The 19728-nt window shown below is 65.3% G+C and carries 16 protein-coding genes; 6 read left to right on the top strand and 10 right to left on the bottom strand.

Translation table 11 applies throughout. From position 1 onward, the window contains the following. Window position 1: 1 nt before the first annotated feature. The 3 genes from TabM4_RS11480 to TabM4_RS11470 all read right to left on the bottom strand — a co-directional run bounded on the left by TabM4_RS11480 (window position 2) and on the right by TabM4_RS11470 (window position 3325). Window positions 2–925 carry an ABC transporter permease gene (locus tag TabM4_RS11480; protein ID WP_434612414.1) on the bottom strand — a complete coding sequence of 308 codons (924 nt, stop codon included), beginning with the start codon at window positions 923–925 and terminating at the stop codon, window positions 2–4. Window positions 926–928: 3 nt separating this feature from the next. Then, a complete protein-coding gene (locus TabM4_RS11475) occupies window positions 929–2011 on the bottom strand; it encodes an ABC transporter ATP-binding protein (protein ID WP_434612413.1) in 1083 nt (360 codons plus the stop codon). A 186-nt stretch (window positions 2012–2197) separates the two neighbouring features. Continuing rightward, entirely contained in the window at window positions 2198–3325 is a 1128-nt protein-coding gene (locus TabM4_RS11470) for an extracellular solute-binding protein (RefSeq protein ID WP_434612411.1), read from the bottom strand. Window positions 3326–3692: 367 nt separating this feature from the next. Between TabM4_RS11470 and TabM4_RS11465 the strand changes: the two genes are divergently transcribed. Further along, a complete protein-coding gene (locus TabM4_RS11465) occupies window positions 3693–5834 on the top strand; it encodes a glycosyltransferase 61 family protein (protein WP_434612409.1) in 2142 nt (713 codons plus the stop codon). Further along, window positions 5831–6715, top strand: a complete 885-nt coding sequence (locus tag TabM4_RS11460) for a hypothetical protein (RefSeq protein ID WP_434612407.1) — start codon at window positions 5831–5833, stop codon at window positions 6713–6715. Before TabM4_RS11465 ends, TabM4_RS11460 begins: the two co-directional genes overlap by 4 nt. Window positions 6716–6718: 3 nt before the next feature. Here the strand turns inward: TabM4_RS11460 and TabM4_RS11455 are convergent, their stop codons facing one another. The 3 genes from TabM4_RS11455 to TabM4_RS11445 form a co-directional block, all read right to left on the bottom strand. After that, on the bottom strand, window positions 6719–7444 hold the full coding sequence (locus TabM4_RS11455) for an FkbM family methyltransferase (protein WP_434612405.1): 726 nt from the start codon (window positions 7442–7444) through the stop codon (window positions 6719–6721). Between the two features lie 2 nt (window positions 7445–7446). Continuing rightward, window positions 7447–8265, bottom strand: a complete 819-nt coding sequence (locus tag TabM4_RS11450; RefSeq protein WP_434612403.1) for a hypothetical protein — start codon at window positions 8263–8265, stop codon at window positions 7447–7449. Between the two features lie 102 nt (window positions 8266–8367). Beyond that, window positions 8368–10236 (bottom strand): glycosyltransferase family 2 protein, encoded by a 1869-nt coding sequence (locus TabM4_RS11445; RefSeq protein WP_434612401.1) that lies wholly within the window; start codon window positions 10234–10236, stop codon window positions 8368–8370. Between the two features lie 141 nt (window positions 10237–10377). On the opposite strand from TabM4_RS11445, the gene TabM4_RS11440 reads away from it, so the two are divergent. From TabM4_RS11440 to TabM4_RS11430, 3 genes are read left to right on the top strand one after another with little or no spacing between them, the layout of a single operon-like run. After that, window positions 10378–11181, top strand: a complete 804-nt coding sequence (locus tag TabM4_RS11440) for a hypothetical protein (protein ID WP_434612399.1) — start codon at window positions 10378–10380, stop codon at window positions 11179–11181. Then, the gene (locus tag TabM4_RS11435) at window positions 11154–12836 is read left to right on the top strand and encodes a glycosyltransferase family 4 protein (RefSeq protein WP_434612397.1); all 1683 of its coding nucleotides are present in this window, start codon (window positions 11154–11156) and stop codon (window positions 12834–12836) included. The genes TabM4_RS11440 and TabM4_RS11435 overlap by 28 nt, the downstream gene beginning before the upstream one ends. After that, on the top strand, window positions 12833–13567 hold the full coding sequence (locus tag TabM4_RS11430; RefSeq protein WP_434612395.1) for an SDR family oxidoreductase: 735 nt from the start codon (window positions 12833–12835) through the stop codon (window positions 13565–13567). Before TabM4_RS11435 ends, TabM4_RS11430 begins: the two co-directional genes overlap by 4 nt. On the opposite strand, the gene TabM4_RS11425 is transcribed toward TabM4_RS11430, so the two are convergent. After that, window positions 13568–13852 (bottom strand): ArsR/SmtB family transcription factor, encoded by a 285-nt coding sequence (locus TabM4_RS11425; protein ID WP_434622044.1) that lies wholly within the window; start codon window positions 13850–13852, stop codon window positions 13568–13570. It lies immediately after the preceding gene. Window positions 13853–14206: 354 nt separating this feature from the next. Here TabM4_RS11425 and TabM4_RS11420 point away from each other — a divergent pair, with 354 nt between their 5' ends. Next, the gene (locus TabM4_RS11420; RefSeq protein WP_434612393.1) at window positions 14207–15160 is read left to right on the top strand and encodes a PHP domain-containing protein; all 954 of its coding nucleotides are present in this window, start codon (window positions 14207–14209) and stop codon (window positions 15158–15160) included. 155 nt (window positions 15161–15315) lie between these two features. On the opposite strand, the gene hutU is transcribed toward TabM4_RS11420, so the two are convergent. From hutU to hutI, 3 genes are read right to left on the bottom strand one after another with little or no spacing between them, the layout of a single operon-like run. Continuing rightward, window positions 15316–16998 carry a urocanate hydratase gene (gene hutU / locus TabM4_RS11415; RefSeq protein ID WP_434612391.1) on the bottom strand — a complete coding sequence of 561 codons (1683 nt, stop codon included), beginning with the start codon at window positions 16996–16998 and terminating at the stop codon, window positions 15316–15318. Between the two features lie 15 nt (window positions 16999–17013). Then, window positions 17014–18543 (bottom strand): histidine ammonia-lyase, encoded by a 1530-nt coding sequence (gene hutH, locus TabM4_RS11410; RefSeq protein WP_434612389.1) that lies wholly within the window; start codon window positions 18541–18543, stop codon window positions 17014–17016. Next, a complete protein-coding gene (gene hutI / locus TabM4_RS11405) occupies window positions 18533–19720 on the bottom strand; it encodes an imidazolonepropionase (protein ID WP_434612387.1) in 1188 nt (395 codons plus the stop codon). The genes hutH and hutI overlap by 11 nt, the downstream gene beginning before the upstream one ends. Window positions 19721–19728 lie beyond the last annotated feature (8 nt).

The following is a 19728-nucleotide window of genomic DNA, read 5'->3' as shown; positions in this document are numbered from 1 at the left end:
CTTACTTCGCGATATCCGAAAGTTTCACGCGGAAAATCCACATCACAAGGCTCACGAAGGCCGTGCACAGGAACAAGAGCAGGAAGGCATAGGCCGACGCCGTATTCCAGTCGAGCGCATCGTTCATCCATTGTTGAATGGTTTGCGTGAACCATTGCGATGTCGTCGATCCAAGGATCGAAGGCACCAACAACGAACCGGCAGACAGCATGAACACCATCACCGCACCAGACGCGACCCCCGGCTTGGCATGGGGCAGCACGATCCGCCAATGGATCTTCCACCACGGCGCGCCCAGATCCTCCGCCGCCTCGATCTGGTTCGTGTCCAGCGAGGAAATCGCATTGTACAGCGGGAACAGCATGAAGAGCACATAGGTATAGACCAGCCCGATCACGACCGCGTCGTAATCTGTGATCCAGCGCACCGGCTTGTCGATCGCCCCGATGAACAAGAGCAGCGAATTCAGCGGCCCCTTCAGCGCAAGGATGATCCACCACGCAAAGGCCCGCAGCACCTCCGAAACCCACAGCGGCACGAACAGCAGCAGCATCAGCGTGGGCAACGACCGCGGGTTCACGATCTTCGCCATGTAATAGGCGATGGGATAGGCCACCGCGAAACAGACCAGCGTCACGATCACCGAATACCATATGGTCAACCAAAAGGTCAGAACATGGACCGGAATCTGGAAGGTGATCCCGAACAGCGACCGCTCAATCGACCCGTCGAAGACCTTTAGGTAATTGTTAACCGAATACACATCCTTCGGCCCGCCGATCTCGGTCACCGGCAGATAGGGGCGGAAGGAACTCTCGAACAGCGTGATGTTCGGCACGATCACCAGCATCACCAGCCAGAAGGCCACGATCAGGCAGATCAGGCCCGTCAATCCCGCGCCATAGCGTCGGATCAGGTCCTGCATGGCTCAGTCCCTCGTGTCGGCATCGGGCAGGATCGCGGCCCGCGCCGCGTCGAACCCCATCCAGACCTGCGCCCCGATCTCGGGCACCGCGGCAGACCCGTCATTGCGCAATTCGGCCACCATCTTCATCCCGCTGTCGGTCACGGCATGGACGGCGATGAAATTCCCCTCGAAGGAAATCTCCTCCACCCGCCCGTGGATGGCATTCTCGCCCGGACGGCTCTCGGCGATCACCGTGTGTTCGGGGCGTACATACAGCTTCACCCCCTTGCTCGAAACGCCCGGCGCGATCCGCGCGCGGAAGGTGCCATGCGGCGTCGCAAAGCCCGCGAAACCTTCGCTCACCGTGCCAAGATCACCAGAGAACACATTGTTTTCCCCGACGAAAGAGGCAACAAAGCCGTTCACCGGATTGTTGTAGATTTCGCGCGGGTCGGCGATCTGCTGGATGCGTCCGTGGCTCATCACCCCCACCCGGTCCGACATGGCAAGCGCCTCGCCCTGATCATGGGTGATGTAGATGAAGGTCACGCCCGTCCGCTTCTGGATGGCCCGCAACTCCGCCCGCATGTGCTGGCGCAGCTTCAGGTCCAACGCGCTCAGCGGCTCGTCCAGAAGCATCACCTGAGGCTCCACCGCCAAGGCCCGCGCGATGGCGACACGCTGCTTCTGCCCGCCCGAAAGCTGGCTCACCATCTTGTCCGCAGCACCCGGCAGATCCACCAGTTTCAGCAATTCCTCGGCCTTGGCCCGCCGCGTGGCCTTGTCCACGCCCCGCACCTCCAACCCGAAGGAGATGTTCTCCCAGATCGACATCAGCGGGAACAGCGCGAGGTTCTGGAAGATCAACGCGGTCGGTCGCTGGTTCGGGCGCTGCCCGCGCATATCCTTGCCGCCGATGCGGATCACGCCCTTCGTCGGTTCGATGAACCCCGAAACCATCCGCAGGATCGTCGTCTTCCCACAGCCCGACGGGCCAAGGAAGGAAAAGAATTCCCCCGGCTTGATCGAGACATTCGCATGATCCACCGCGCGAAAGCTGCCGAAATCGCAGCAAACATCGTCCAGTTCTATACCTGCGCTCATTTCGGCGCGTTCCCCTGTCGTGGCTGGTTGTCGTTTCTTGTTGAAGCAAGGCTAACAGGCTTGGCAAAGCGCGCAATGTGTATTGCCAGATTTCCCGCTCCGGTCAGGCCAGAGCGCGAAGCCGCTGCCCGCAAAATGCACACGCCGGACCAGTAAGGTCCGGCGCGGCAATCGGTCAGGCTGCGATCAGGCCGCCTTGTACTTGTCGGCATATTCCGCGCGCTTGGCGAGGAATTCGGCCGATTGATCCGGCCACCACCACAGCTTGGACAGCGCCTCGTCATTGAAGGTGCCGTTGTAATAGGCCGAAACCTCCGGGTCCATCAGTTCGGATGCGCCCTTGCCCACCGGGTTGGAGGAGAAGGCGGTCGCCCAGAGCGCAGCACCTTCCGGCGACGAGATCCATTTCACGAATTCATGCGCCTGATCGACGTTGGTGGCATTCTTCATGAGGACAAAGCCCTGATGCCATGCAATCGCGCCTTCCACCGGGGCTACATAGCGATAGCCGTCATTGCGCAGGTTGAACCCGGTCGAATCCCAGCACAGCCCGATGGTCGCGCCATTGGCGGTAAAGCCTGCATTCGCCTCGTTCTCGCCCGACCACCACTGCACGACATTGCCCTTGGCCTTGATTGCCTCGGCCAGCGCGATATCCCACAGTTCCACCATGGCGTTCATGTCGCTATAGCCGTCCATCCACGGACGCGGCAGCTTGCCCTGCGCATCCAGCCAGCGGCCCATCGCGGCCAGCGCCGAATGCGGACGCACCACGGCCTGGTTCTCGGCATTGAACAGATCGCCCAGCGACGGCGGGTCGGACAGCACGGCATCCGCCTCGCTCACCACCAGCGCTTCCGTACCCCAGACCGACGGCACGTAAAGCAGCGCGCCATCCTTGCGCGACCGCTCGCCCGCCGCGCCATCCGCCAGACCCGGCAGATAGTTCGCCATGGCCAGCTTCGACTCGTCGAAGGCGCCCAACAGGCCGTTGTCGTTCCATGCGCCGACGCGGTCGATCGTCGGTTCGATCAGGTCGATCCCGCCCGCTTCCAGCGCGACCTTGCCTTCGGCGAACATCGTGTCCTGATCAGGCAGTTCCTTGAAGTTGACCTTGATCCCCGTCGCCGCTTCGAAGGCCGGGAAGGCCTTTTCGGTGAATTGCGGATAGCCCGCCCAGCCAGTGAAATTCAGCTCGCCCGAAGAGGCAAGCGCCTTGCGCGAGATGATCGCCGGCGCGGCCAGCGCCCCGATGCCAAGGGCGGTCCCCTTCAGCAGCGTGCGGCGGTCGATCATCGAGATGTGTTTCTTCATAATTGCTCCCCTTGTTGTTCCCGGGTGCGGATCCTGCCGCCACCGTTCGCCGGGCCGAATTCTCTGTTCCGCCCTCCGCGCCATTGGTGGCACGATTCTTTGGCCGCGCAAACGAAAGTTTCGTGAATGACGCCGGCATGTTTCGCTTTCCCCGGGCGCTGCACAGCCTCCGGGCAATTTCCCGCGCGCCACTCGCCCGCCGATTGTCCCGCCATGAGGTTTGACCAAGAGCCGCGCAGGCCGTATCCTTTCCCCATGCGCCCCGGCAAGAGGGTGGATCAGGGCGGGGCAGGGCGTTGGGCAATCGGCGGTGGTTCATGGTTTTCAGTGTCTGGCTTCCCCCCGTTTTCGGCCCGGGTGACCCTAGATGACAGAGGGCAGCGAAACCGATGCCGGGCAACCGCGCCCCGCGCCCCGCAAGATCGACGTGACGGTCCCCCCGGTCATCGACGACCTCTTCGACATCGCAGATCGTGACGCCTTCCTTCATCACGCGGGCCTCGTCTCGGCATGGTTCGAGGCGCGGCCCGGATCGGACGTGCTGGCCGTCACCTTCGACAATCTCTCATCCATAGGCGAATACGACCCGCCCCAACCATGGCTGCGCTGGAGGGTGGAAAAGGCGGGCGTCTCACTCCTTGGCGTCATGGCCACCCGCAAGGACTGGTATCGCAACCCCGACACCGCCGCGCTGATCACCGCCCTGCGCGAGGCGGGCCTTTTTTCCCGTTTCCGCCGCGTGGTCTTCATCGGCGCCTCCATGGGCGGCTTTGCCGCTCTGGCCTATCTGCCTCTCGTACCGGGGGCCGCCGCTCTTGCCTTCAGCCCGCAAAGCACGCTTGCCCGCAACCTTGCCCGCTTCGACCGCCGTTACCGCTATGCCGCCCGCAAGTGGGACTGGTCCAGCCCCGACCATCTCGACGCCGCCGAGGCCGGGCGCAGCGGGGCCGAGGTCACGCTGGTCTACGATCCCTATGTCACCGAAGACCGCGCCCATGCCCTGCGCATCGCAGGCCCCGGCGTGCGCCATCTGCCCGTGCCCCTGACAGGCCACCGCGCCATCCGCATGATAAAGGAGATCGGCGGGTTGCAGGACCTGATCGAAGGCGTCCTCTCCGGCACCCCCGACATCCCCGCCTTCTACCGGACCTTCCGCGCGAGGCGCGGCAAGGCCGCATGGCAGCGGGCCCTCATCGCCCGCCTGCGCGACCGGGGCCGCGCGGCCCTCGTCGACCGAGCCCTCGCTGCGCTGCAAAAGCTCCACCCCGAAATCCCCTTCGCCCGCCGCGAGGCCCGCCGCATCGCGCAGCAGAGCCGTGCCACTCCGCCCGCGCAGACAGATGTGCCGCCCCCCCGCGCCGAGTCCCGGATCCTCATCACCGAAGGCAATCCCGCGCCACCCTTCGCCGGCCTGATCCTCGACCTTCCCGATGCCATCCTCGTCCCTGAACGCGAGGGCGACGCCAAGCTCGCCTCCGGCGTCCTCCGCGCGGACGGAAGCTATTGCGACCTGTCGCAGGGCTGGATCCGGGCCCGCAAGCCGATCCCGGCACCAACCCTCAGCCCCTCCGAAACCATCGGCCACCTTCCCGGCACTCATCTTTTCGGCGGTCATTTCCGGGGCCATTTCGGCCATTTCCTCGTGGAATCCACCGCCCGCCTCTGGGCGCTCGACCACCTCCCGGCCCGTCCCGAAAGCATCCTCTACCTTCCCTATCGCGGGGAGGTGGGGGCCATCGAACGGGCGATGGAGGGGCATGACCGTTTCTACCGCCTTCTGGGCATCGACATGCCCATCCGCACCTTCGGCACGCCCCAGCGCGTCGAACGCCTCTTCGTTCCCGAACTGGGCTTCGGCTGGTCAGAACGCTACGCAGGCAGCCCCGCCTACCGCGCCTTCATGCAGCGGCGCCTGCGCGCCGCGGTCAAACCCGAGGGCAGCAGGAAACTCTACATCTCCCGCGCGCTCCTCGCCGCGAACCGGGGCGGTGTGCTTGGAGAATCCGTTCTGGAAGAGAACCTCGCCCGCGCGGGCTATGAAATCTTCCACCCCGAAAAACATCCCGTCGAGGTGCAGATCGCCCGCTACCTCGCCGCCGACCGCATCGTCGCACTGGATGGATCGGCGCTCCACCTTGCCGCCTATGTCGCGTCCCCGAAGACCCGCGTCGCCATGATCCTGCGGCGGTCCAAGGCCAATGTCGCCGATTACCAACTCCAGTTCCGCGCCTTTTGCGGGATCGTTCCCGACGTCATCGACGTCATCCGCACCGACTGGGTCTCCGGCGATGCCTCGCGCGTCGATTTCCGCTCGGTCGGCGAACTTGATTTCCCGCGCCTATTCAAGGCCCTGGCCGCGCAGGGCTATCTGACCAAATCCTTCCGTCCCGACCTTCCGGGTAAGGACCGGATCGCCGAACTCCTCTCCGATTTCGCAGGTCGTCGCGGGGCGGAGATGCGCCCCCTGCGTCAGGGCGAACGCCACGCCGATGAAGAGGCCGCCGCATGACCCGCCTCACCTTCTTCTTCATCGTCGAACCGCCCAAGTATCAGAATATGGCGGTCTATCTTGCCGCCTCCATCCGGGAAAACTTCGGCGACACCGTTGCCATGGTCGGCTATTGCCCCGCCCATCGCATGGCCGAACTCGACGGCGATTCCATCGCCCTGCTTGGCCGCATGGGCTGTGCGGTGCGGCCGATGCAGACAGAAGGGCAGTTCGACCCGCCCTATCCCCATGGCAACAAGATGATCGCGGCCCTTCAGGAACGCGACAGCGACTTCTCCTGCTTCCTCGACAGCGACATCCTCTTCCTGCGGCCGAACGATCCCGCGAACCTCATCCGCGATGGCCATGTCAGCCTGACCCCCGCCGCCTCCATGGGCTGGGCCGCGCAAGAGATATGGACGACGATCTACGCCACCGCCGACCTGCCCATCCCCGAAGAGCGCATCCGCCTGATGAACCAGAACAAGGGCAAGGACCGGATGCCCTATTTCAGTTCCGGTCTCTTTGCCTTCCCCGAAAGGCATCGCAATGCCGAAGGTCTGCGCTTCCCCGAAGTCTGGCTTCAGGTCGCCCGCCAGATCGAGGCCAACCCCGACATCCCGGCCAAGCGGCCCTATCTTGACCAGATGACCCTTCCCCTTGCCATCCGCAAGGCCGGGCTCGACTGGAACATCCTGCCCAAGGAGCAGCACTACATCCTTGGCGGGCGCAAACGCGGCGAGGCCCTGCCGCAGGATCGCGAAATCTTCGCCGTCCACTATCGCAACTGGGAAATCGTCAAGGAATACGGCCTCGCGCGCCGGGCCAAGGCGATGCTGGAAAACCAGACGGGGGTGCGCCGCATCGCGCAACTCTCCAAACGGTCCGAGGCCGCTGAATAGGCCTCAGATCCAGTCGAGGCTCACGCGGTCGGGGTCGTATTTCGCGGCGAATCCCTCGCGCAGGGCGCGATACCGCGGCCGCAACTCGCGGAACTTGCGTTCATGCGTCTCGGCCACAAGAACCCGCACCTTCTCGAAAAGTCCGCCCCGATCCATCGCCTCAAGGATGTCCAGTTCGGCCCCTTCGATATCCATCTTCACGAAGGCAATCTCAGCCCGAGACTTCATCTCCGCTGCAAGGAAGGCGGGAAAATCGACCAGCGGCACGTCGATGCCCTGATCCTCGTCGATCTGCCGCCCGCCGCTCAGGATGGTGCTCTTCACCGATGCACCTTCGGGATTGGTCTCGAAATTCGCGGCCCGCATCAGGCGCACCGTGCCGCCGCCCACCCCCACGGCGGCATTCACCAGCCGTACGTTCGGACGGTCGGCAAACCGCTCCGTCAGCTTGGAAAAGGCCCAGGGGTCCGGCTCGAAGGCAATCACATCCGCCCCGCTGCGGGCAAGAACCTCGGTCACCACGCCCATGTTCGCGCCCAGATCGACGGCCAGATCACCGGGCCGCAGCATCGCCGCCACCCCGACCAGAAAGCCCTCGGCCCGCGCCTTGCGCATGTTGCGCTTGTGCCGCCGGATCAGGACCTCGGCCTTCAGTTCGGCCTTGGATTTCCCGGCCTCCGCCGCTGGCTCGGCCTCGTCGATACTCGCATCGTCCTCACCCGGCAGCATGGCTATTCCTCAAGTGCCTTGGTCGGATCGACACCCTCCACCTCGCACATCCGCGCGGCATAGCTGTTGGGCAGCGGCGGGTTCCGGCGCCACCACGGCTTCGTTCCATTGGTGTAAAGATGGACCGAAAGGGTGTTTTCGGTGAAATGCCCCTCCACCCGCCCATAGGGGTCGTAGAAGACATCGTTCAACTGGAAGGGCACCGGATACAGGTAATCCGGCGTCAGCGCCTTTTCGTAATCGCCCGTCTGCTGCGCGAACCATGTGAAGGCCTGCGGGCCGAATGCCGTGCGCTCCGCATTGTAGATGCGCACCGCCTGCGGCAGCGACGTATCCTGCTTCTCAAGCTTCTTGCGCTGCTGCTTGTTGAACCAAGCCGGAGCGTCGGGCAGGTTCTCATAGTAATCCAGCAGCCGGTCGATCAATTCGCCCGTCGGCGGGATATAGACCACCCCGCAATTCAGCGCGCCGCGAAAGCCGTGTCCGGCAAAGATGTTCTGCATCTCGTCGGGAAAGGGCTTGTGGCAATAGGCATCGCAATCGATCCAGACCGCGTCGATGGCCTTGATCATCTTGTAGCGGAACACGTTCGACAGGAAGGATTCCGACGTCTGCGACACGATCCCCATGTCGATCGACATGATCTCGCTGGCCTTCCGCACCTCCACGCCCTCGGGGACATTCGTCACCTCGTCAGTGCAGTAAAGGATGGTCGGATGCCCCTGCCGCACATGCGACAGCAGGCAGATCTGGTTTAGATAATGCAGCCGCGTCCCGATCCAAAGGGACGCGACGGGGCGGCGCTGGGGTACTGACATCATGCCTCACACTTGCCCGACGTGGGCTTCTTCTGCTTTTGGCGGCAGATTGCCCGAAAGCCAGCCACACTGTCCATCCTTTCCCCGCAAACCCCGCGCTTGACCTCAGGGTGTGGACATGGCGACACGCCCATACCCCCGCGTCAGGACAGGATCGAACCCATATTGCGGGCCGTGCCACCCCTCCTTCCGCAGCGCCTCTTCGACGGCGGGAAGCGCATCGGACCAGCGCTCCATCCAGCGACCGGTCAGGAAAAGCTGCTCCGGCAGGGGTGAAAGCCGGGGCAGGGCGGCGCACAGCACCTCGGGCGCAAGCCCCGCATCGGCAAGGATCACCGCCACCGGCCGCTCCGCCGCCACCCGCGCCACCACGTCCCCCTGCGTATTGGCCTGTGGCAATACCAGCCTATCCCCCGGCACGACCCCGTTCCTCGCGCAGATGCGCTGCATGACGTCGCGAAGGCCCGGATCATCCTCGTCGATCACAAGACGCAGATCCCCCCGAAGCCGATGCAGATGGATGCCCAAAAATCCACACCCCGCCCCCATCAGCAGGACCGTCCCACCCTTGGGCAGGACCGACGGCATCCGCCGCGCGATCCCGCGCTCGAACTTGCCCGCCGCGATGACCTGAAGCGCAGGCCCCGTGAAGACCCTCCCGTCCAGCGGCAATTCGACCCCGTGATTGGCGACCCAGTCGCAGCCCGCCTCGTCCTCCGCCCGGATCGGGGTCGCGACATAGCTGCCCAGCGGCACCACCGGCGGTTTCGGTTCGGCGGGCGCGGCCTTCCTTTCGGCCTTGGCCTTGGCGTTGCGGCGCTTCTCCACATCCGACATCAGCGCGGCGATCTTCTCCTTGTCGCGCGCCTGCGGCGGCTTGGCGGTGATTTCGGTGATGGGAATAGCCGAAGCCTTGGCCAGATCGGCGACAAGCTGGTGATAGGCCTCGGTCTGCTTCAACTCGGCCAGACGCGCCTCGGCGCGGTCCACCGCGGCATGGTGCAGCCGGTTCAGCACAGGGTCCTGCAGCAGTTGCGCCATGATGGCATTGCGCCGGTCGGTATAGCGCAGCATCGTGTCGTCGCGCACCTCGTTGCGGTCCTGCAGCGCCCAGTAGTCCGAATTGTACTTGTCCTTCTTGTTGTTCACATTGCCGCGCATCTTGCGGATCGCATAGCTGTCGACCGATTTCACGGCATAGTGGTTCAACTGCACCCAGTCATAGCCCACCGTCCGCGTGATCGACCGCCAACCGCGGAACTTGAAGTAATCCTCCATTTCCCGCCCCGATCCGTTCAGCCATTTCACGCTATCGGGAAAAGGCGTGTCGATGTGGCGGTTCTTCATCTTGGGGCGATGGATGCCCAGCTTCCAGTAATCCGGATCGAAGGTGAACAGCGTCTTCACCCCCCACCCCTTGTTCCATGTGGGCGGGGCGGCCATCAGGTATTGCTCGGTCACCGGGGCGCGCGACCAGTCGACCACACCGCCCGAACCGAAGATGCGCCAGGTCACCACGATGCCGTTCGCGTCCTGCGCCTTCGCGGCGGCGATCAGGCCGTCCAGCGTGCCATCCCCGTGGCGGATCGACAGGAACTCATCCGCGTCGAAGACCATCACCCAATCCGATTTGCAGATCACGGGTTCCTCTTGCGCGTGGTTCAGCGCGCTGGGCTGCGGCCGCAGCCCCTCCGGAATCACGTTGCGGCGATGATGGGCAAGACCAAGCTCTTCCAGACGGATCAGCATGTCATCGGTGCCGTCCGAGCAATCATTGGTATAGACGACCAGGTCGGTGAACCCCACCGCAAGGTGATGGGCGACCCATTCGATGACAAAGGGCCCCTCGTCCTTCATCATCGACACGGCGGTGACCTGACCATGCGGGCTGTCATGCCGCTTCAGAGGAAAGGGAACGCTGCCCCACAGGTCGGATGCGCCACGGGGCCGTTTCGCCTTGCGTTCCGCCTTCATCTTCCACCCCGCACCAAGCGAACCCTCTGCCCTGATGCCTCTTTGCCGCAGGCCCCGTCAAGCGTCCAGCGTGGGGCCGGGGCGACTGGACCGCGCCGTGTCGCGACTCTAGCATTTCCAGCGTATCGGGTATGAGAGGGTATGGTGTCGAACTTCAACAAATCCGTCCAGCGCCGCGTGACCGAGTTGCTTTCGGGCGCGCCGACGAACCAGAACCTGAACATGAGCCTGCGCCATCTGGCCAAATGGCGTGCGCAGGTGCTTGACTCGATCCTGACGGAACGGTCGGGGGACCGGGTCCTGTCCGGTCCGTTCAAGGGTATGCATTACCCCAACCGCACCGCCGAGGGCGCGCGCAACCCGCGCCTGATCGGCTGCTATGAAGCCTGTCTCGCCCCGGTGATCGAAGAGGCCATCGCCTCAGGCTATGACCGCATCCTCGATATCGGCTGTGCCGAAGGGTATTATGCCGTAGGCCTTGCCCTGCGCATGCCCAAGGCGCGCATATTGGCGCGCGACACCACGGAAAAGGCGCGTGATGCCTGTGCCGAACTGGCGGCCCTGAACGGGGTAGGGGACCGCATCCTCGTCGGGGGCGAAGTCGCGCCCGGGGAATTCGCCTCGCTTATCCAAGGTCGCACGATGATCCTGTGCGACATCGAGGGGGCGGAAGGCTATCTCCTCGACCCAGAAGAGTCGCCAGCGCTGCGCGAGGCTGACATCCTTGTCGAGGTGCATGAGGGCATGCGCCCGGGCCTTCTCCCCCTGATCAAGGCGCGCTTCGAAGGCAGCCATAACATCCGCCAGATCGAACGCCGTATCGATGATACTGGCCTGCCGGACTGGGCCGAAAGCCTTGGCGATCTCGACCGCCTGCTTCTCCTGTGGGAATGGCGCTCGACGCCCACGCCTTGGCTATGGATGCAGCGAAAGGCAAGGTCATGACCGGACCGTCGCGCAATGCCGCCATCTGGTTCGCCCCCGACGGCTATGATCCGGCCAAGGGCGTGAACGGGCGGCGCATGGCGGGCGACAGTTTCCTGCGCGGCTGGCTCCGCCATGCGCAGGTCGCGGAATGGCTGGCCCTGACCCACGGGCCGGGGGACGAGGCCGCCTTCCGCGCCCTTGTCGCCGAAACACGCCCCGGCGATCCCGTCCGAGTTGCGAGGCTCGAGGATGCGCGCGCCATCGCCCCGGTCGGAACCATGTTCTTCTCCGGCCCCAACTTCGCCGCCGAAAGCTGGCGCCGTTCCCTCTGGGGCCCCACCGCCTATGCGATCTGCGGCATCACGCATACGATGTCGACCAAAGCCGTGATGGAAGGCGTCTGGCACCTGCGCACCTCCCCGCAGGAGGCATGGGATGCCGTGATCTGTACCTCGCGCGCCGTCCGCGCCGCGCTGCGCCTGCAATTGGACCTGATCGACGACTTCCTTCAGTCCCGCTTCCGGGCGCCGCCGCCCCCGCGCCCGCAACTCCCGGTCATCCCACTCGGTGTCGATGCTGATGCCTTTCGTCCCAACCCTGCGGCGGGGCGCGACCTTCGGGCGGAACTGGGGATCGATCCCGCCGATTGCATCGCCCTGATCGTCGCCCGCCTCACACCGCACGAGAAATTCGATCCCCTGCCGGTCTACCTTGCCATGCAACGGGCCCAGTCCGGTGCTGACAGGCGGCTGCACCTTGTTCTGTACGGCGATTTTCCCGATGACTACAGCCGCCGGACCTTCCTTGAGACGGCACCCGCCTTGATGCCGGATGTCCGCCTTCACCATCTGCCGCATCAGGATGCCACCCGCCGCCTCGCGGCCCTGTCCGCCGCCGACATGTTCCTGTTTCCCATCGACAATCTTCAGGAAAGCTTCGGCATCGCGCCGGTCGAGGCGATGGCGGCGGGCCTTCCTGTCATCGCGTCGGATTGGGATGGAATCCGCGACACTGTCGATCCTTCGGCGGGTTTCCTGATCCCAACGCTGGGTGCCCGGCCCGAACATGTAACGGCAACCGGACTTCGCTATCAGGGCGGCACCGACAGCTATATCCAGTATCTCTCCCAGATATCGGCGGTGACCCAAATCGACGTGGGGCGCATGGCCGAGGCCATCCGCAGTCTGCTGGACCAGCCCGATCTGGCAAGATCCCTTGGCAAATCGGGGCAGGCGCGGGTGCGGTCACACTTCGACTGGTCGGTCGTGGTTCCCCGGATGCAGGACCTCTTCGCCGAACTCGACGCCATCCGCCGCAGCGCCGATCCCGCCCGTTTTCCACCGCACCACCCGGCCCGTCTTCCCGTCGCCCCCTCGCCGATGCTTCTTTTCGCGGACTTTCCGACCGGGCAACTTGGCACGGCCGAACAGTTCCGCTGGACCGGGGCGAACCCCCGTCCCGTAGAAGCCACCATGGCCCTGCGCAACTATGCCGCGACACGGCGCATCTTCGAACCGATTGAAATCATAGCCCGAGTGGGCGCGGCGCTGGCCGAAATGGGAACCGCCGAGGCCGCGGAAATCGCAGCACTCACCGCTATTTCCCCGCGCAGGGTGGAACGGTGCCTGCTATGGCTGATGAAATACGACTATGCCGAAAGGATACCCACATGACCAGGACGATCCTCATCACCGGAGCGGGCAGCGGCATCGGCCGCTCCACCGCGCGGGCCTTCCTGCGCGAGGGGTGGCAGGTCGCCGTGATGGGGCGGCGGCGGGACGCGCTGGAAGAGACCGTGGCTGACCACGAGGCGCTGGTCCTGACCGGAGATGTCGGCGTGCCGGAGGATGTGGATCACGCGATGGCCCGCATCGCGTCAAGCTGGGGGCGGCTTGACGTGCTGTTCAATAATGCAGGCATTTCCCTGCCTGCCGCGCCCATCGATGAAATCCCTGTCGAGGATTGGCTGCGCCTCTGCCAGGTAAACATCACCGGTATGTTTCTTTGCGCCCGCGCGGCCTTTGGTCTGATGCGGCGCCAGTCGCCGCAGGGCGGGCGGATCATCAACAACGGTTCCATCTCGGCCCATGCGCCAAGGCCGGGATCGGCGCCTTACACCACATCGAAACATGCCGTGACAGGGTTGACCAAGACCCTCGCCCTGGATGGCCGCAAGTTCGACATAGCCTGCGGGCAGATCGACATCGGCAACGCGCTTACGGACATGGCCGCCGCCTTCCAGAAGGGGGTACCGCAGGCCAATGGCGATATCCGGGTGGAGCCGGTCATGGATGTGGCGCATGTCGCCGACGCGGTGCTTCACATGGCGGGATTGCCCCTGTCGGTGAACATCCCGTTCCTGACCATCATGGCGCGCGACATGCCCTTCGTCGGGCGGGGCTGATCAGGCCTCGCGGCAGAACATGTCATAGACCAGCGCGATGGTGCGGCTGACCTTGGGGTCCTGAATCGAGTAGTAGATCGCCTTGCCTTCGCGGCGGCAAGCCACAAGGCCTTCAAGCCGCAGGCGCGCCAGTTGCTGGCTGACGGCTGCCTGACGCGAGTCGAGCAGGCGTTCAAGTTCCGTCACCGATTTCTCACCCGATGACAGGTGGCACAGGATCATAAGCCGCCCTTCATGTGAAAGGGCCTTGAGGAAACCCGCAGCTGCCGTTGCGCGGACCATCATCTCGTCCACGGCCAATTCGGCGCAACCATCCTTGCCCTCAGAGGCCTCGACCACTTCGCGTGGCACATGCATCTGCATTTGCGGCTCCATCTCCATAGCGGCACCTTACCACAGGCCGGGATGGACTGCGAGGCAAGCCATGTCGCAGTAACACCCCGTCCCAGCACTCGCTAAATGGGGCTTGTTGCGCGGGATTAAAGTGCGAGGCTGTCAAGAAATCGGGATAAATGCGGTCATTCATGCGCTTTTCCGGCGTCTCACGGACGCGGTTGCCGAAAAAGAGGGCATTGCCGGGGATGCACCGGCCACAGCGCTGCGCTAGCCTGCGGGGCGACTCAACCGGGAAATCCCAACATGTCCAGCCCACTCACCGCCTTCACCGCCCCCGGCCGCTTCTGGCGCGGCAACCTCCACACCCATTCCACCCGCTCCGACGGGGTGTTGTCACCCGATGAGGTCTGCCGACGCTATCGGGCGGAGGGCTATGATTTCCTCGCGTTGACGGACCATTTCGTGGGGATGTGGGGCTATCCGATTGTGGATACGGTGCCCTTCCGGACTGCGGGTTTCACGACGATCCTTGGTGCGGAACTGCATTCCGGGGCGATGGCAAATGGCGAGTTGTGGCATATCCTCGCCGTCGGCCTGCCACCAGATTTCGCGCCCTCCAACAGCCCGGATTTCGTGCCGCGCAAGGATCAGGAAACGGCGGCGGAGATCGCCGCGCGGGCGGTGGCGGCTGGGGCCTTCGTGGCGATTGCCCATCCACAATGGTCCGGGTTGACCTTGGCGGATGCGCGCACTGTGACGGCGGCCCATGCGGTGGAAATCTACAACCACGGTTGCGCCACCGGTTGCGACCGGGCGGACGGGTTCGCCATTGCGGACCTGCTGCTGACCGAGGGGCGCAAGCTGACGATGATCGCGACGGATGACGCGCATTTCAGCGAGCCCGACCATTTCGGCGGCTGGGTGATGGTGAAGGCCGAGGCGAACGAGCCGGGGGCGCTGCTGGCGGCGCTGAAGCGGGGGGATTTCTATTCCAGCCAAGGGCCGGAGCTGCGGGATGTGCGGGTGGAGGGGGACAGGGTGGTGGTGGAGAGTTCCGCCGTGTCTTCGGTCATCGTGCAGGGCTGGGGGACGGGGGCGAAAGGCGTGCACGGGCATTCCATGACGCGGACCGAGGTGCCCCTGGCGCGGCTGCTGAACAGCCCGTGGTTGCGGGTGACGGTGATCGACGCTGCGGGGCGTAGGGCGTGGTCGAACCCGTTCTGGCGCGAGGTGGACGCTGGTAACCCGAGGGTCTGACGGCGCACCGGGGGGCTTTGCGCCCCTCGGACCCCCCGCAGGATATTTGAGAACGGATGAAGGGGCATGAGGGCCTTTTCATCCGTTCTTCAAATATGCTCGGGGGGTGAATTGGCCGAAGGCCAAGAGGGGGGCAGAAAGCCCCCCTTTCTGTTTCAGTTGCCCAGAATGCCGGGAAGGCGCAGGTTCATGGCGCGGGCATGGTCGAGTGCGATGTCGTAGCCTGCATCGGCATGGCGCATGACGCCCGTGGCGGGGTCGTTCCAGAGCACGTTGTTCAGGCGGCGCGCGGCGTCCTCGGTGCCGTCCGCCACGATGACCATGCCGGAATGCTGCGAGAAGCCCATGCCGACGCCGCCGCCGTGATGCAGCGAGACCCAGGTCGCGCCCGATGCCGTGTTCAGGAGTGCGTTGAGGAGGGGCCAGTCGGAGACGGCGTCGGAGCCGTCCTTCATCGCTTCCGTCTCGCGGTTGGGGGAGGCGACGGAGCCGGAGTCGAGGTGGTCGCGGCCGATGACGACGGGGGCCTTCAACTCGCCCGATTTCACCATGTCGTTGAACATCAGGCCCGCGCGGTGGCGGTCGCCGAGGCCGATCCAGCAGATGCGGGCGGGCAGGCCTTGGAAGGCGATGCGCTCCTGCGCCATGTCGAGCCAGCGGTGGAGGTGGGCGTTGTCGGGGAAGAGCCGTTTCATCGCAGCGTCGGTGGCGTGGATGTCGGCGGGGTCGCCGGAGAGGGCGCACCAGCGGAAGGGGCCGATCCCCTTGCAGAAGAGGGGGCGGATATAGGCGGGGACGAAGCCGGGGAAGGCGAAGGCGTTCTCCAGCCCCTCATCCTGTGCGACCTGGCGGATGTTGTTGCCGTAGTCGAGCGTCGGGACGCCTGCATTCCAGAAATCGACCATCGCGGCGACATGGGCGCGCATGGAGGCGCGGGCAGCTTTTTCGACCTCTTTCGGGGCGGTTTCCTGCTTGGCGCGCCATTCGGCGACGGTCCAGCCTGCGGGGCAGTAGCCGTGCAGGGGATCATGGGCGGAGGTCTGGTCGGTGACGATGTCGGGGCGGGGGCCGCCCTGCTTCATGCGATTGACCAGTTCGGGGAAGACTTCGGCGGCGTTGCCGAGGAGGCCTACGGATTTGGCTTCGCCTTTCGCGGTCCAGTCGGCGATGAGGGCGAGGGCTTCGTCGAGCGTATGCGCCTTGGCGTCGAGGTAGCGGGTGCGGATGCGGAAATCGATGCGGGTTTCGTCGATTTCGACGGCAAGGCAGCAGGCGCCCGCCATCACGGCGGCGAGGGGTTGGGCGCCGCCCATGCCCCCCAGACCGCCCGTCAGGATCCAGCGTCCGGTGAGGTTGCCGTCGTAATGCTGGCGGCCCGCTTCGGCGAAGGTTTCGTAGGTGCCTTGGACGATGCCCTGGGTGCCGATGTAGATCCATGATCCGGCGGTCATCTGGCCGTACATGGCGAGGCCGCGCTTATCGAGTTCGTTGAAATGGTCCCATGTCGCCCAGTGGGGGACGAGGTTGGAGTTGGCGATCAGGACGCGGGGGGCGTCCTTGTGGGTGCGGAAGACGCCGACGGGTTTGCCGGACTGGACGAGGAGGGTTTCGTCGTCGTTGAGCGTCTTGAGGGTGGCGACGATGCGGTCGAAATCCTCCCATGTCCGGGCGGCGCGGCCGATGCCGCCGTAGACGACGAGTTCGTGCGGGTTCTCGGCCACGTCGGGGTGGAGGTTGTTCATCAGCATGCGCATCGGCGCTTCGGTCAGCCAGCTTTTGGCGGTGATCTCGGGGCCGGTGGGGGGGAAGATGTCGCGGAGGTTGTGGCGTTTGTTCATGGCGTGCGGCCCTGTTCAGAGGGTGGGAAGGGGGATGGAAGCGGCCTGCGCGAGGTCGCCTGTGGCGACGAGGCGGGCGGCGGATTCGAGGTCGGGCGCGAGGTAGCGGTCATCCTCGAGCGTCGCCACATCGGCGCGGAGGCGGGCGATGGTGCGTTGCAGGGGCGTGGAGGTTTTCAGGGGGGCGCGGAATTCGATGCCTTGGGCGGCGCAGAGCGCCTCGACCCCCAGAATGCGCGAGAGGTTGGCGTTCATGCGCGACAGGCGGCGGGCGCCGTGGGCGGCCATGCTGACGTGGTCTTCCTGATTGGCGCTGGTGGGGGTGCTGTCGGTGACGGTGGGGTGGGCGTGGTGTTTGTTCTCGCTCATCAAGGCTGCGGTGGTGACTTCGGCGATCATCAGGCCGGAGTTCAGGCCGGGGTTGGGGGTCAGGAAGGGCGGCAGGTCGAAGGAGAGGGTCGGGTCCACCATGAGGGCGACGCGGCGCTGGGCGATGGCGCCGATTTCGGAGATGGCGAGGGCGATCATGTCGGCGGCGAAGCCCACGGGTTCGGCGTGGAAGTTGCCGCCCGAGACGATCTGACCGTCGGCGAGGACGAGCGGGTTGTCGGTGGCGGCGTTGGCTTCGATTTCGAGGGTCGTGGCGGCTTGGCGCAGGATGTCCATGGCGGCGCCGGTCACTTGGGGTTGGCAGCGGATGCAGTAGGGGTCTTGGACGCGGGTGTCGCCTTCGCGGTGGCTTTCGCGGATGGGCGAGCCGTCGAGGAGGGCGCGGAGGGTGGCGGCGGCTTCGATCTGGCCGGCATGGCCGCGCAGGGTGTGGATTTGCGGGTGGAGGGGGGCGGTGCTGCCCATGATGGCGTCGGTGGACATGGCGGAGATGACGAGGGCCGCTTGGGCGTTCCTCCATGCGTCGAAGAGGCCTGCGAGGGCGTAGGCGGTGGAGAATTGGGTGCCGTTGATGAGGGCGAGGCCTTCCTTGGGGCCGAGGGTGACGGGGTGGAGGCCCTTGAGGGCGAGGGCGTCGAGAGCGGGGAGGATGCGGCCGTCCACTTCCGCCTCGCCCGCGCCGATCATCACGGCGGTCATGTGGGCGAGGGGGGCGAGGTCGCCTGACGCGCCGACGGAGCCTTGGGCGGGGATGACCGGGGTGATGCCGTGGTGGAGCATCGACTCCAGCAGGGCGACGATGTCCCAGCGGACTCCGGAGGCGCCACGGCCAAGGGACAGGAGTTTGAGGACCATCATCAGGCGGGCGACGTTGCGGGGCATGGGGTCGCCTACGCCGCAGCAATGCGACAGGATCAGGTTGCGCTGGAGCGTGGCGGTGTCCTTGGCCGCGATCTTGAGCGAGGCGAGTTTGCCGAAGCCCGTGTTGACGCCATAGACGGCGGTGTCGCCTGCGGCGGCGGCGGCGATCTGGGTGGCGGCTGCCTCGACCCCCGCGCGGGCGGAGGGGTGGAGTTGGGCGGGGCTACCGGTGCGGTAGATATGTTCGATTTGTGCAAGCGTGGCCGCGCTGGGTTGCAGGATTTCAGGCTTCAAGGCGGCCTCCGATGATGGATTTGTGCAAGGCTTCAGCGCCTATGCGATAGGAGAGTTCTGCCGGATGGCTGACGTTCCAGAGGCAGAGGTCGGCGCGTTGGCCGGGGGCGAGGGTGCCTCGGTCCGTCAGCCCGAGCGCGCGGGCGGCGTGGGCGGTGGTGCCGAGGAGGGCCTCTTCCGGGGTCATGCGGAACAGGGTGCAGGCCATGTTCATGGCGAGCGGGAGCGAGGTCATGGGCGAGGAGCCGGGGTTGCAGTCGGTGGCGACGGCCATGGGGACGCCTGCGGCGCGCAGGGCGGCGATGGGGGGAAGGTGCGTGTCGCGCAGGGTGTAGAAGGCACCGGGGAGGATGGTGGCGACGGTGCCTGCCAGCGCTATGTCGGCGATGCCTTCCGACGAGAGGTGTTCGAGGTGGTCGGCGGAGAGGGCGGCGTGGCGGGCGGCGAGTTGCGCGCCTCCCTGATCCGACAGTTGTTCCGCGTGGATTTTGACGCGGAGGCCCAAGGCGCGGGCGGCGGTGAAGAGGCGGTCCACCTGTGCGGGCGAGAATGCGATGGTTTCGCAGAAGGCATCGACGGCGTCGATCAGGCCTTGCGCATGGGCGGCGCGGAGGGAGGGGATGGCCACGCCTTCGATATAGGCGTCGGGGTTCCCTTTGTATTCCGGCGGGATGGCATGGGCGGCGAGGTGGGTGGTGGTGATCGTCACGGGGCGCAGCTGGCCGAGGCGGCGGGCGGCGCGGAGCATCTTGAGCTCGTCCTCGATCGTCAGGCCGTAGCCGGATTTGATTTCGACGGTCGTCGTGCCAGTCGCGATCATCGCGTCGAGGCGGGGGAGGGATTGGGCGATGAGGTCGTCTTCGCTTGCCGCGCGGGTGGCGGTGACGGTGGAGAGGATGCCGCCGCCTTGGCGTGCGATCTCCTCATAACTCGCGCCGTTCAGGCGGAGTTCGAATTCGGCGGCGCGGTTGCCTGCGAAGACGAGGTGGGTATGGGCGTCGATCAGGCCGGGGGTGAGGAGCTTGCCCTGGCAGTCAAGGGTTTCGGCCTTTGGCGCGGAGGCGCGGGGGCCGATCCAGGCGATGCTGTCGCCTTCGATCAGGAGGGCGGCGTCGGGGATCAGGCCATAGCCGCCCCGCATCGTCGCCGCCGTGATCCCGGTGAGGAGAATCGCCATTGCGCCTT

It is taken from the genome of Tabrizicola sp. M-4, assembly GCF_051132405.1.
Classification (GTDB): domain Bacteria; phylum Pseudomonadota; class Alphaproteobacteria; order Rhodobacterales; family Rhodobacteraceae; genus Paragemmobacter.
Note: the sequence above shows the minus strand (reverse complement) of the source record. Positions and strands in the feature narration are given on the sequence as shown.